13 protein-coding genes are annotated in these 12,242 nt (G+C 37.5%); 3 read left to right on the top strand and 10 right to left on the bottom strand.

What is annotated here, in order from left to right:
- Window positions 1-398 precede the first annotated feature (398 nt).
- Genes bioA through BCL90_RS07240 form a run of 3 tightly spaced genes read right to left on the bottom strand, consistent with a single transcriptional unit; the run spans window position 399 to window position 3,131 of the window.
- Window positions 399-1,703 (bottom strand): adenosylmethionine--8-amino-7-oxononanoate transaminase, encoded by a 1,305-nt coding sequence (bioA, locus tag BCL90_RS07250; protein WP_244095068.1) that lies wholly within the window; start codon window positions 1,701-1,703, stop codon window positions 399-401.
- 2 nt (window positions 1,704-1,705) lie between these two features.
- Window positions 1,706-2,158: an NUDIX domain-containing protein gene (locus tag BCL90_RS07245; protein WP_121283308.1), complete on the bottom strand. Its 453-nt coding sequence runs from the start codon at window positions 2,156-2,158 to the stop codon at window positions 1,706-1,708.
- A complete protein-coding gene (locus BCL90_RS07240; RefSeq protein WP_121283307.1) occupies window positions 2,145-3,131 on the bottom strand; it encodes a cation diffusion facilitator family transporter in 987 nt (328 codons plus the stop codon). The genes BCL90_RS07245 and BCL90_RS07240 overlap by 14 nt, the downstream gene beginning before the upstream one ends.
- A gap of 113 nt (window positions 3,132-3,244) precedes the next feature.
- On the opposite strand from BCL90_RS07240, the gene BCL90_RS07235 reads away from it, so the two are divergent.
- Window positions 3,245-4,441: a pyridoxal phosphate-dependent aminotransferase gene (locus tag BCL90_RS07235; RefSeq protein WP_208529858.1), complete on the top strand. Its 1,197-nt coding sequence runs from the start codon at window positions 3,245-3,247 to the stop codon at window positions 4,439-4,441.
- A 606-nt stretch (window positions 4,442-5,047) separates the two neighbouring features.
- Here the strand turns inward: BCL90_RS07235 and BCL90_RS07230 are convergent.
- Window positions 5,048-6,292: an ABC transporter permease gene (locus BCL90_RS07230; RefSeq protein ID WP_121283306.1), complete on the bottom strand. Its 1,245-nt coding sequence runs from the start codon at window positions 6,290-6,292 to the stop codon at window positions 5,048-5,050.
- A gap of 200 nt (window positions 6,293-6,492) precedes the next feature.
- Here BCL90_RS07230 and queA point away from each other — a divergent pair, with 200 nt between their 5' ends.
- Together queA and BCL90_RS07220 are read left to right on the top strand one after the other, a co-directional pair.
- On the top strand, window positions 6,493-7,542 hold the full coding sequence (queA, locus tag BCL90_RS07225; RefSeq protein WP_121283305.1) for a tRNA preQ1(34) S-adenosylmethionine ribosyltransferase-isomerase QueA: 1,050 nt from the start codon (window positions 6,493-6,495) through the stop codon (window positions 7,540-7,542).
- A 58-nt stretch (window positions 7,543-7,600) separates the two neighbouring features.
- Complete coding sequence (locus BCL90_RS07220) at window positions 7,601-8,266, top strand: 2-C-methyl-D-erythritol 4-phosphate cytidylyltransferase (protein WP_121283304.1); 666 nt, start codon at window positions 7,601-7,603, stop codon at window positions 8,264-8,266.
- Window positions 8,267-8,758: 492 nt separating this feature from the next.
- On the opposite strand, the gene BCL90_RS07215 is transcribed toward BCL90_RS07220, so the two are convergent.
- The 6 genes from BCL90_RS07215 to BCL90_RS07190 all read right to left on the bottom strand — a co-directional run bounded on the left by BCL90_RS07215 (window position 8,759) and on the right by BCL90_RS07190 (window position 11,916).
- A complete protein-coding gene (locus BCL90_RS07215; RefSeq protein ID WP_109924584.1) occupies window positions 8,759-8,917 on the bottom strand; it encodes a lmo0937 family membrane protein in 159 nt (52 codons plus the stop codon).
- 169 nt (window positions 8,918-9,086) lie between these two features.
- Entirely contained in the window at window positions 9,087-9,308 is a 222-nt protein-coding gene (locus tag BCL90_RS07210; protein WP_010603503.1) for a DUF2795 domain-containing protein, read from the bottom strand.
- Between the two features lie 85 nt (window positions 9,309-9,393).
- Window positions 9,394-9,942: a cob(I)yrinic acid a,c-diamide adenosyltransferase gene (locus tag BCL90_RS07205; RefSeq protein ID WP_121283303.1), complete on the bottom strand. Its 549-nt coding sequence runs from the start codon at window positions 9,940-9,942 to the stop codon at window positions 9,394-9,396.
- Window positions 9,943-10,024: 82 nt separating this feature from the next.
- Window positions 10,025-10,783: an ABC transporter ATP-binding protein gene (locus BCL90_RS07200; protein ID WP_121283302.1), complete on the bottom strand. Its 759-nt coding sequence runs from the start codon at window positions 10,781-10,783 to the stop codon at window positions 10,025-10,027.
- Between the two features lie 113 nt (window positions 10,784-10,896).
- Complete coding sequence (gene gatC, locus BCL90_RS07195; protein ID WP_121283301.1) at window positions 10,897-11,187, bottom strand: Asp-tRNA(Asn)/Glu-tRNA(Gln) amidotransferase subunit GatC; 291 nt, start codon at window positions 11,185-11,187, stop codon at window positions 10,897-10,899.
- 3 nt (window positions 11,188-11,190) lie between these two features.
- Complete coding sequence (locus BCL90_RS07190) at window positions 11,191-11,916, bottom strand: lysophospholipid acyltransferase family protein (RefSeq protein ID WP_121283300.1); 726 nt, start codon at window positions 11,914-11,916, stop codon at window positions 11,191-11,193.
- Between the last annotated feature and the right edge of the window lie 326 nt (window positions 11,917-12,242).

The following is a 12,242-nucleotide window of genomic DNA, read 5'->3' as shown; positions in this document are numbered from 1 at the left end:
AAAACCAAAAAAATCGATTTTATGTAGTTAAAGAATTTAGCCGAATAAAGGCTGCTATGGTGTACCACGGAAATAGCTGGCTTATATTTTATAGTCCAAATAAAAAATTCAAAGCCAGATATCATTTCGATATGCCCAATGAATTACCATTTAAACTGACTACCAATACGCTTTATTTTTACGACACGGATGAAAAACCTGTTAAAGTGTTAGCTTTTAAAATTAATAGCCGATTGCCGAAGCAAATATTCAATAGTTCGACAATTTCTTTTACGCAATAAGGGATGGATAGTTTAACTTTTATAACTCACGGTCTATCTTCTGATGAAGCTATTGAATCACCACATTTCGAAAAAACTTAATACTGGCCATAGCGTCTCGCTATGACCTAAAAGCACCTATACTTCTTCTAAAGCCGATTTTATGGCTGCATAAATATAATCCAGATCTTCATCGCTGATTATATACGGTGGAAGGATATAAATAATATTGCCCAATGGCCTTAATATAATCCCCTTATCTAAGAAGTAGGCATACAATAAATTACGCAGATTACTTAAATAAGAGGTTTCATTTCCTGTTTCCCACTCAATAGCGATAATGGTACCCGTTTGTCTAACTGCTTTAACTTTAGGATGCGCTTTAATCTCCTGTAAAAACAAAGCGTGTTTAGCCTCTATCCTTTTAATATTGGCCAGTGTTTCTTTCTGCAACAATATATCTAAACTTGCTAAAGAAGCTACACAAGCAATAGGGTTAGCGGTAAAAGAATGTCCGTGATAGAGCGTTTTTAATTTATCGTCACTTAAAAAGGCATCAAATATTTCATCGGTACAGGTTGTGATACCTAAAGGCATTGTTCCGCCGGTTAAACCCTTGCTTAAACAAATAATATCGGGCTTATGAATTAATTTCTCGCAGGCGAAGTAAGTGCCTGTCCGGCCAAAGCCCGTCATTACCTCATCAGCAATAATCAAGATACCTGCTTTTTTACAGGCAGCAACCAGTTCATCAAGGTATTTCGCCTCGTACATCAACATTCCACCAGAACCTAAAATTAGTGGTTCGAAGATAAAACAAGCGGTATCTGTAAGATTTGAGATATGAGAGGTTAGATTTGAGATATTGCTTTCATCAGGCAGATCAATAAACTCTACATCGAATAATAAACTGTTAAAAGCATCCGTAAAAATACTGCGGCCACTTACCGACATAGCGCCGAAGGTGTCGCCATGATAGGCATTTTTAAAAGCTAAAATCTTCGTTTTTGGGGTACCTTTATTGTCCCAGTACTGCAGGCACATTTTTAAGGCTACCTCTACTGCTGTTGATCCGTTATCCGTATAAAAAACTTTATCTTGTTTCCCAGGTAAGATTGGCAACAACCTTTCTGCCAACAATACTGCGGGCTCGTGCGTAAAACCTGCAAAAATTACATGTTCGAGTACAGTGAGCTGTTCGGCTACTTTTTGTGCGATGTGAGGGTGCGAATGGCCATGAATATTAACCCACCAGGATGAAACCGCATCGATATACCGTTTTCCATGCTCATCAAAAACGTACACCCCTTCACCCCTCACAATCGGGATGTGCGGTAGCGCATTCTTCATTTGGGTATAAGGATGCCAGATTACCTTTTTATCGCGTTCTGTTAGATTGAGTTCGGAGAAAGAAGTGGAGACTTGGGAATTATCGGGCATCATAATTATACTTTAACTGAATATTGATTTTTTAAAAGCTGAGCTACGGTTTTATCTGTTTTAAAGGTGATATCTTCGATGTTTAAATCTTCTATTTTCACCCACCTGAAAGCCTGAAGAATTTCGCCTGATCCATCGAAATCGTAAATCGTATCCTTAAAGGCCAGCTGCAACGGAGCTTTTTCTTTAACGAGATAATACACGCTAATCACCTGGCTATCATTAAATGATGATTTTTCAAAAAAATCTGTGGTATAAAAATGAGACAATACTTCAATTTCAGCATTACACTCTTCCATAAACTCACGTTTTAATCCATCAATTAAGCCTTCACCAAACTCTAAACCACCACCAGGAAACTTACTGAAACGGAAACCATATTCTTCTTCATCACTCACCAAAACCTCATCATGCTGGTTAATTAACAAACCATAAACCCTAACATTAAAGTAGCTCATTTTCGAAATGCTTTTTATTTTTGATTACTATTTCAGGCGTCCACACAATTTCTTTTTTAAAGGCCTCTGCCCTTACCGGACATTCGCTCATGTGGCAATAATGACAACATTCAGGTAAACATGGATCTGCATGTATAAAAAGCTCTGCTTTACGAAAGCCATTTTTATTGATCAGTTCGTCAATCTGAGAGATTTCGCGGTGAACTTTATTTAAGTCAAAATAATAGGGCAATGTTACGTGGCAATCGATGTGAAATTCAGGGCCATATTGCTGCGTACGCAGGTTATGTACATCAATCCAGGGATTGTGCCTGTTCTTCTGCAAAACATCTACTACTTCTTCAACCAGGGTAAAATCGCTTTCATCCATTAATCCTCCCACCGAACCACGGGTGAGTTTATAACCAGAATAAACAATGTAAAAGCCTACGAAAAAGGAGAGTAAGCTATCCAACCAAATAATATTTGTTAACTGAATTAAGATTAATCCAATCACAATCGCTCCACTGGTATAAGTATCAGTTAATAAATGTTTGCCATCGGCCTGCAAGGTAACCGAATGCTCATCTTTACCAACGTTTATAAGGTACAAACCAACAATCAGATTAATTAAGCCCGTAACACCAATAATAAGCGTTCCGGTTAAAAGCTCCCCCACTACATGGGGATAAATCAGGTTATACGATGATTTGAAAATAATCACCACGCCAGCAATCAAAATCAATATTCCTTCAACAAAAGCCGAGAAAAATTCAACTTTACCATGTCCGTAAGGATGATTTTCGTCGCGGGGCTGCGTACTCAGGTAGATGCTATAAAAGGCAAAACTGCCCGCTATTACATTTACAATGCTTTCTGCTGCATCCGTTAAGATCGCATTTGACCCCGTAATAAAATACGCTAAAAACTTGGCCAGCATCAGTACCACACTCACCACCAGAGAAATTATTATCGCTTTCTTTTTTACCGACACAAGGATATTTTTTTCAAAAATACGCTTATCGAATAAATTAAATAAGAAAAACTATGTCTTTTTTAGTGCAGAATAATATTTGGTTTATATATTTGCGCTCAAAGTAATTAACCATGAGCACCTTATCCAAAAGAATCAACAGTCTTTCCGAATCTGCAACCCTTAAAATGACTAAACTTGGTCGCGAATTAGCGTCTAAGGGCATTAACATCATTAGTTTAAGCGTTGGCGAACCCGATTTCAACACACCTGATCACGTAAAAAATGCTGCTAAACAGGCATTAGACGAAAATTATACACGTTATTCGCCGGTACCGGGCTATCCAGACCTGCGCCAGGCAATCGTAAACAAGTTAAAAACAGAAAACAACCTGGATTATGATATTTCGCAGATCGTTGTTTCAACAGGTGCAAAACAATCTTTATCAAATGTTATTCTAACTTTGATTGATCCGGAGGATGAAGTAATTATCCCTACACCTTACTGGGTTTCTTACTCAGAAATGGTAACCCTGGCAGAAGGAAAATCTGTTTTTATTGACACAGATATCGAAAGTGATTTCAAAATTACTCCTGCACAATTAGAAGCAGCCATTACGCCGAAATCGAAATTATTTATGTTTTCTTCGCCTTGTAACCCAACAGGATCAGTTTACAGCAAAGAAGAATTAGCAGCCCTGGTTGCCGTTTTCGAAAAACATCCAAATATCTACATCTTATCTGATGAGATTTATGAGCACATCAACTTTGTTGATAAACATGAATCTATCGCGCAATTCAACAGCATTAAAGACCGTGTAATCATTGTTAATGGTTTCTCTAAAGCTTTCGCCATGACAGGCTGGAGATTAGGTTACATTGCAGCAAATAAAGAAATTGCAGCCGCCAACGATAAATTGCAAGGACAAACAACTTCCGGAACATGCTCAATTGCACAAAGAGCCGGAATTGTTGCTTACGAGCAAGGTTTAGCAAGTGTTTTAGAAATGAAAGAAGCATTTTTACGCCGTAGAGAATTGGTTTATAACCTGTTAAACGAAATTCCAGGGGTAAAAACAAATCTTCCTGATGGGGCATTTTACTTTTTCCCTGAAATCAGCTCTTTCTTCGGTAAAAAAGATGCAGATGGAAACGTAATTAAAGATTCATCAGATCTTGCTTTATATTTATTAAACGTTGGTCACGTAGCAACCGTTGGTGGCGATTCCTTTGGAAACAATAACTATATCCGTTTATCTTATGCAGCATCCGACGAGAGTTTAGTTGAAGCATTAAGAAGAATTAAAGAAGCTTTAGGTAAATTAGCCTAGTCTTTTGCAACTGGCTGTTTTCAGTTGACTTCATATAATAAAAGCCCCTCGTTAATTAAAATTTAATGAGGGGTTTTATTTTCTATAGTATGATCATCATCTTGACTACATTCCCATCTCAAGGCCGTCATCTCGACGGGAGCACAGCGTAGTGGAGAGATCTATAACAACAAATCCCTTTGTGTTTGGTTCCTCACTGGCCACTAGAATAATATTTTTGATTTGAAAATGAAAGCCAGCATTTCATCGGAGGTTTCAGCCCTTCTTTCCGTTGCAAGTCCAGCGCTGTGGGCTTTCCACTGCAATAAGGTTTATGAACAATGGGCATTGCAACTGAAACTAAAAACTGTCAACTACTATAGTCCTCGTTTGTAACGAGGATTAATGAGAAAGGCGATTTTATCGCCAGAAATCTTCTTATTTAATTCAGACCTCATAAGAGTATTTCTTTATACTTTGAAAATGAAAGCAAGCATCCCATCGGAGAATCCAGTCCTTCTTTCCGTTATATTCCTCGCTATGCTGCGGGCTTCCACTTCAATAAGGTTTATTCACTACGGTAAGTGCAGACAACTGCAAATTGCTAACTAAAAACTGTCAACTGAATTAACTTCTAATCGCCTCTACCGGATCTAACCTCGAGGCTGAATATGCAGGCCAAAAACCAGAGATCGTACCAATAATGATCGATATTCCAATACCTAAGGCAATATTATTCAAGCCCAATATAATATGGAAATCTGTGGCAGCACCAATCCCCAGCGCGAGTAAAAAGACGAGTAATAAACCCAGCAAACCACCTAAAATACATAATGAGATGGATTCAAATATGAATTGAAGCAGGATAAAATAATTTTTAGCGCCCAATGATTTCTGGATACCGATAATATTGGTACGTTCCTTAACCGAAACGAACATGATATTGGCAATACTAAAACCACCAACCAAAATTGAAAATCCACCAATTACCCAACCGGCAATATTCACCATTTTAAACATCGAATCTAACTGGTTAGAAATAATAGTGGTTTTATTTAACGCAAAATCTTCTTCCTGGCCTGGTTTAATTCTATGGATGGAACGCATTAAGCCTTTTAATTCGCTTTCAACTTCTTCTAAGCTTACATTATCCTTACCACGAACGGTAATTTGTGGACCATAACGTTCACTCTGGATATCTAAAACACCTTTTGCAAAAGCAATGGGAATATTTACATTTTTATCAAGAGAAGTACCCAACATGTCTTCCCCTTCTTTTTTAAAAACACCAACAACAGTCAATCTTCTTCCTAAAATCTGGACCTGTTTACCTACCGCCGCATCTCCATCAAAAAGTCCATCGGCAATATCAGAACCTAAAATACAAACAGGTGATCCGTTTTTACTTTCATTTTCAGTAAAATAGCGCCCATCCTGAAGCTCGAAATTCCAGGTTTTATTAAAATCGTGCGATGCCGCCCACACTGAAATCCCTTCAACCGAACTACTTCTATATTTGATGGTCCTATCGCTGGTCGATATTTCGAAGGTAACGCCTTGTGCATTTTCAATTCGTTCCCGGAGAGCTTCAAAATCGCGCAACGAAGGCTGAGGACGGTTCATATATTTCCACCATGGGTAATTATCGCCAAAACTCCAGGGCCATTTTTGAACATAAATGGTGTTAGAACCTAATTTATCTACACTGGCCTGCAATTTACCACGAAAGGTATCTACTGCAGAAAATACAGCGATAATGGTAAAAATACCAATTGTTATAGCCAGAAGCGATAACATGGTGCGCAATTTATTCTGGCGCAGTGCATCAAATGCAAAACGGAAACTCTCGCCTATTAGCCTAAAGATTATCATAATTAAAGGTTAGATGCAAAGCTTCTCAAAAGGTTACAGCTTATCTTCAAAACTAATTAATTTTACGTCTACAATGCATTAATCACACTGTATTATTTGATTTAAAATGTTCAAAACATAATATACACAAATTGCGTTTGATAAAATACGAAAAAGAAAAATTAAATTCGTATTTTTGCACCTCAAAAAATTCATCAAGAATGAAATTATCACAATTCAAATTCAACTTACCTGAATCATTAGTTGCCAACAATCCGGCAGAACAACGCGATGAAGCTCGCCTGATGGTTTTACACAAAGACAGCGGTAAAATTGAACATAAAATTTTCAAAGACGTTTTAGGTTATTTCGATGACAAAGACGTAATGATATTAAACAACACCAAGGTTTTCCCAGCCCGTTTATATGGCAATAAAGAAAAAACAGGTGCAACCATCGAGGTTTTCTTACTACGTGAATTAAACAAGGAATTACGTTTATGGGATGTTTTAGTAGATCCGGCACGTAAAATCCGCGTAGGCAATAAATTATATTTTGGCGACGACGATTTATTGGTTGCCGAGGTTGTAGATAATACCACATCACGTGGTCGTACTATCCGTTTCTTATTTGAAGGTACTGACGAAGAATTCAGAAAAAACGTTGAAATTTTAGGTGAAACTCCTCTTCCTAAGTATATTAAACGTAAAGCTACTGCCGAGGATAAAGAACGTTATCAAACTATTTTCGCTAAACACGAGGGTGCAGTAGCAGCTCCAACTGCTGGTTTACACTTCAGTCGTGAGCTAATGAAACGCCTTGAGCTTAAAGGTGTAGAATTTGCAGAAGTAACTTTACATGTTGGTTTAGGAACTTTCAGAACGGTTGAGGTTGAAGACTTAACTAAACACAAAATGGATTCGGAGCAGTTTATCATCGAACCAAAAGATGCGAACATTGTAAACAAAGCTTTAGAGGATAAAAGAAAAATCTGTGCGGTAGGAACCACTTCAATGCGTGCTATCGAATCGGCTGTTTCTGCTAACAGAACCTTAAAAGCAGCTAACGACTGGACCAGTAAGTTCATCTTCCCTCCTTACGACTTTAGTATTGCTAACTCAATGATTACCAATTTCCACACCCCGGAATCTACTTTATTGATGATGGTTAGTGCATTTGGCGGATATGAAAATGTAATGAATGCTTACGAAGTTGCAGTAAAAGAAAAATATAAATTTTACAGCTATGGCGATGCCATGCTAATTATATAAGTTTTGCGGTTGGCGTTTAGCGGTTTAGCGCTAAACGCCAACCCCTAAACGCTCAAACATGAAATACTACGCTATAATTGTAGCAGGCGGTTCTGGCAATCGGATGCAAACAGAAACCCCAAAACAATTTCTACTGCTCAAAAACCTTCCGGTTTTAATGCATACTATTAAAGCTTTTGCACAAAGCGATACTCAACCCAAAATTTTATTAGTTCTAAACAAAGATCAGCAGGCTTACTGGGCCAGGTTATGCGAAGAATTTAATTTCCATATCCCGCACCAGGTTATCGACGGCGGAACAGAGCGTTTTTACTCTGTAAAAAATGCAATCTCCGCTATTGAAGAGGAAAGTTATGTTGCCATTCACGATGCTGTTCGTCCACTCGTTTCCAAATCCCTTATAGACAACTGTTTTAAAGCAGCTGAGCTACAGGGAAATGTTATTGCGGCAGTACAATCCAGCGATAGCGTACGCTTGCTTAGAAACGACAAAACGACGGCATTAAATCGTGATGAAATCTTTCTGGTTCAAACACCTCAGACTTTTAGCCATAATATTCTTAAAGAAGCCTACAACCAGGAGTTTAAAGCCCATTTCACCGACGACGCAAGTGTGGTAGAATCTATCGGGTATGAAATTAATATCATCGAAGGAGAAAGAGGAAATATTAAAATCACCTATCCTATTGATCTTGAGCTGGCAGAATTGTTATTAAAGAGCTAAAAGTTTAAATTCGAAAAAATATACCCTTAGAGAGAAGTTGTGCTGTTATTTTAAACACTTGCTCTCACCACGGTGAATAATTTATTTTGTAAAATCAGTATAAATGACAATCGATTTTAAGGAGATAAACAGCTCCGAAGTTTCGTCATTTCGACCGTAGTAGAGAAATCTTTGAACTATGTTAAAGATTTCTCCATTTCGCTGCGCTTCATCCGATAGCTATCGGATCGAAATGACGGCGATTTTTTAAATCTGTCATTGATAGCAGAACTTTGGCGATCTAACCAAAAGTAGTTCATTTCAGGTCTATTATATAAAAAATACGTGACCATAGCTTAGCTACAATACAATTGATAACAACATTTTTAACTGAAAGAAGTAGCATAACAATCGCATAAAAAAGGAGTTCCAAAAATGAAACTCCTTTTTTTAATCCATCTATTTCAAAGTGTTCCCTACTTCTGAACGAATGAATGTCGGTGCGATATATTTTTACGCTGCCCTGCCAATTACTTTTAATAAGATGGCAATTACTGCGATTACCAATAATACGTGGATGATACCACCAACATCGCCGAAGCCATGAAATACAAATCCGATCACCCATAGTATTACCAATACTACTGCGACTAAATACAATAAATTTCCCATAGTGTTAATTTTTTTAGTAATGTTACATTTTGCATTATTAACACACGGCTTTTAGATTTTGTTTAAAAAATGTAAATATTTTGCTTATCCTACTGATTTACATCATTAAAATAATAAATAAAAAAACCTTCCAGTTTTACTGAAAGGTTTTTTTATCTGTTTTAAAATCCTAGTATTCGTCCTCGTTAAAGAAGAAATCTTCTTTAGTTGGATAGTCAGGCCAAATTTCCTCAATCGTTTCATAAGGTTCGCCATCATCTTCTAATGCCTGTAAGTTTTCAATTACTTCTACCGGGGCACCAGAGCGGATACCATAATCAATTAATTCGTCTTTAGTTGCAGGCCATGGTGCGTCTTCCAAGTGCGATGCTAATTCTAATGTCCAATACATATCGTCAATTCAATTAAATTCCTGTTCTTATTATTGCGCAAAGTATATTAAAATTTTTGAGCAAAACAAACTTATTTTTCCACTATTATAACCGAGGAATCCAAATTTTTTCTTCAGCCTCAAAATAAACCGTCAGTTTTCGTGCCAAAACGAATAAATAATCGCTTAAACGATTCAGATAAACTGTTACCCGCTCATCTACAAAGCTATTTTCTGCAAGCTCGACTGTCAAACGTTCTGCCCTTCTGCAAACACAGCGTGCAATATGGCAGTAAGAAACAACAGTATTTCCGCCAGGTAACACAAAATGTTTTAGGGCAGGCAACTTTTCGTTCATCAGATCCATCTCATTTTCCAACAGGGTAATATCAGTATCGTGCAGATCGGGAATCTTCATTTTAGAAGTTTCCGGGTCTGCAGCCAGCGACGAGCCAATGGTAAATAACCTATCCTGAATCTCTTTTAGCAGTTTCTGGTCGCATACCTCAATATCCTGACACATAATTAAACCGATGTACGAATTTAACTCGTCAACAGTACCATAGGTTTCGATACGTAAATGATATTTAGGTACACGCGTACCACCAATAAGTGATGTTTGGCCCTTATCGCCAGTTTTAGTGTAGATTTTCATTTAGAAAGGTTAAAGGCAAAAGGTTTAAGGTATAGGGTTTTAAAAGCCTTAAACCTTACGCCCTAAGCCTTACACCTTAGTGCTAGTTTATTTTCTCCCAATCGCTACCGTTATCCTTCAATGCCTGCAAGCGTGGAGATACATTTTTTATATCAGTGTTTAAATAATCATTTTCAATCAAACCATCGCGCATACGTACAATGCGATGGGCATGCTGCGCAATATCTTCCTCATGCGTAACCAAAATAATGGTATTGCCTTTACTGTGAATTTCTTCAAGCAGTCCCATAATTTCTATTGATGTTTTGGTATCTAAGTTACCGGTAGGCTCATCGGCCAGAATAATAGAAGGATTATTGATTAAAGCCCTGGCCACTGCCACACGCTGACGTTGACCACCTGACAGTTCATTGGGTTTATGATCCATACGATTGCCTAAACCAACATTTTCCAATGCTTTAGCTGCCCTTGCATCCCGATCCTTTTTACTTGTTCCGGCATAAATTAAAGGTAAAGCAACATTATCAAGAGAAGTTGATCGTGGCAATAAGTTAAAAGTTTGGAAAACGAAGCCGATTTCCTGGTTGCGTACTTCTGCCAAGGCATCATCACTCATTTGACTTACATTCGTTCCATTTAAAATATATGTTCCGCTTGACGGCGTATCCAAACAGCCTAAAATATTCATCAGGGTTGATTTACCAGAACCAGACGGGCCCATCAATGCTACAAATTCGCCTTTATTAATATCTAAAGAAACTGATTTTAAAGCGTGAATCACTTCAGATCCAATAACATATTTACGGCCAATTTCTTTTATAGTGATGAGTGGTTTCTCCATGTTTTTTCTTTTTTAGACAAGCGTAAAGGGTAAGATGTTACAAGAGGGATAAAATTACTGCACAAATGTTAAGCTTAAAAATGCTGAATTAATTCAGCATGACGATTACACCATTACTTTTCAATAATTTTTGGAACCATAAAAAATTGGTCAGTATGCTTTGCTGCATTTTTCAGACCATCAGCTGTAGTTATTTCCTGCTTAACTACATCTTCCCTCCAAACATTTACCGATTCGTTCATATAAACCAAAGGTTTTACATCTGAGGTATCCAATTCATTTAACTTTTCCATGAATGATAAAATTTTGTTCATTTCAGGAATCAGTGTATCCACCTGCTTTTCATCAATATGAATTCGGGCCAGATCGGCTATTTTATGGATGGTTTTTGCGTCTAAATTCATATTCTAAATTAACTTACTCTCAATCAAACTGTGAGCCCTTTCTTTCAATACATCAGAATCAACATCAGCTAACGTTGAGGTATTTATGGGTTTGTGGACGTAAATATCGCAAATTCCCGGCTTACTTCCATATTTTGCGCCATCATCCCAATTAATTTTCCAAACATTGGTAATACTCACAGGCACCAGAGGGATATTTTTATCAATGGCTAAACGAAACGGGCCATTTTTAAATTCGCCTAACTTCGGTGGATAATGGTCATCAATTTTACCCTCCGGAAAAATGACCAGGCTCATCCCCTTTTCAAGGTTTTCGCCAGCTTTTTTAAATGCTTTAAAAGCAGAAATTTTACTGTCGCGGTTTACAGAAATATCGATGGTTTTAAAGAAAATGCCCAATACAGGATTATTCAATAACTCATCTTTTCCCATAAAATGGAATTTTCCATGCCCCATGATGCAAAAAATCATAATATCCAGATTGGAAGTATGATTGGCACAATAAATATAAGTTTGTTTAGGAATAAGCTTTTCTTCGTAGTGGTAGCGAAAAAAAACACCCGAAAACAGGCTGCATAAAAAGCTATTGGCTTTACGGAAAAAGTTTAAAATACCGTAATATTTTTCATTACGTGAAGTAATGTAGTAAAGGGGATAAAAGAGAGCGAAGAAAAACAATATCCAGAATAAAAACCATATCCGGTGTACTTGCCTTAGAAAGTTGGTCATAGATATACCAAAAATATAAAATAGTTTGATATTTCAAACTAAGGATAAAGACTGCGGTGAGAAACAGCCAATTCACAGATCTCTCCACTTCGCTTCGCTCCGGTCGAGATGACGGCCGCTTGATGAGGATTCTCGATCCGATGATGCTAGCAGGTAAAAACGGCTCCATGCTTGCAGACACCTTTGTTTATAAACCTTATTGAAGTGTAAAGCCCACAGCGCAGCGAGGACTTGCAACGGAAAGAAGGGCTGAAACCTCCGATGAAATGCTGGCTTTCATTTTCAAATCTATTAAATAAATTCTTGTGGTCGGTGAGACTCTAACC

Origin of the sequence: Pedobacter alluvionis, from assembly GCF_003664035.1 — a bacterium.
Taxonomy (GTDB): domain Bacteria; phylum Bacteroidota; class Bacteroidia; order Sphingobacteriales; family Sphingobacteriaceae; genus Pedobacter; species Pedobacter alluvionis.
The sequence above is the reverse complement of the archived record's forward strand: the minus strand, read 5'-3'. Positions and strand labels throughout refer to the sequence as shown.

Excerpts from the sequence above, each read along its gene's own strand:
- bioA (WP_244095068.1), bottom strand. The coding sequence starts at position 1,703 with ATGATGCCCGATAATTCCCAAGTCTCCACTTCTTTCTCCGAACTCAAT.
- BCL90_RS07245 (WP_121283308.1), bottom strand. The coding sequence starts at position 2,158 with ATGAGCTACTTTAATGTTAGGGTTTATGGTTTGTTAATTAACCAGCAT.
- BCL90_RS07235 (WP_208529858.1), top strand. The coding sequence starts at position 3,245 with ATGAGCACCTTATCCAAAAGAATCAACAGTCTTTCCGAATCTGCAACC.
- BCL90_RS07230 (WP_121283306.1), bottom strand. The coding sequence starts at position 6,292 with ATGATAATCTTTAGGCTAATAGGCGAGAGTTTCCGTTTTGCATTTGAT.
- queA (WP_121283305.1), top strand. The coding sequence starts at position 6,493 with ATGAAATTATCACAATTCAAATTCAACTTACCTGAATCATTAGTTGCC.
- BCL90_RS07220 (WP_121283304.1), top strand. The coding sequence starts at position 7,601 with ATGAAATACTACGCTATAATTGTAGCAGGCGGTTCTGGCAATCGGATG.
- BCL90_RS07215 (WP_109924584.1), bottom strand. The coding sequence starts at position 8,917 with ATGGGAAATTTATTGTATTTAGTCGCAGTAGTATTGGTAATACTATGG.
- BCL90_RS07210 (WP_010603503.1), bottom strand. The coding sequence starts at position 9,308 with ATGTATTGGACATTAGAATTAGCATCGCACTTGGAAGACGCACCATGG.
- BCL90_RS07205 (WP_121283303.1), bottom strand. The coding sequence starts at position 9,942 with ATGAAAATCTACACTAAAACTGGCGATAAGGGCCAAACATCACTTATT.
- BCL90_RS07200 (WP_121283302.1), bottom strand. The coding sequence starts at position 10,783 with ATGGAGAAACCACTCATCACTATAAAAGAAATTGGCCGTAAATATGTT.
- gatC (WP_121283301.1), bottom strand. The coding sequence starts at position 11,187 with ATGAATTTAGACGCAAAAACCATCCATAAAATAGCCGATCTGGCCCGA.
- BCL90_RS07190 (WP_121283300.1), bottom strand. The coding sequence starts at position 11,916 with ATGACCAACTTTCTAAGGCAAGTACACCGGATATGGTTTTTATTCTGG.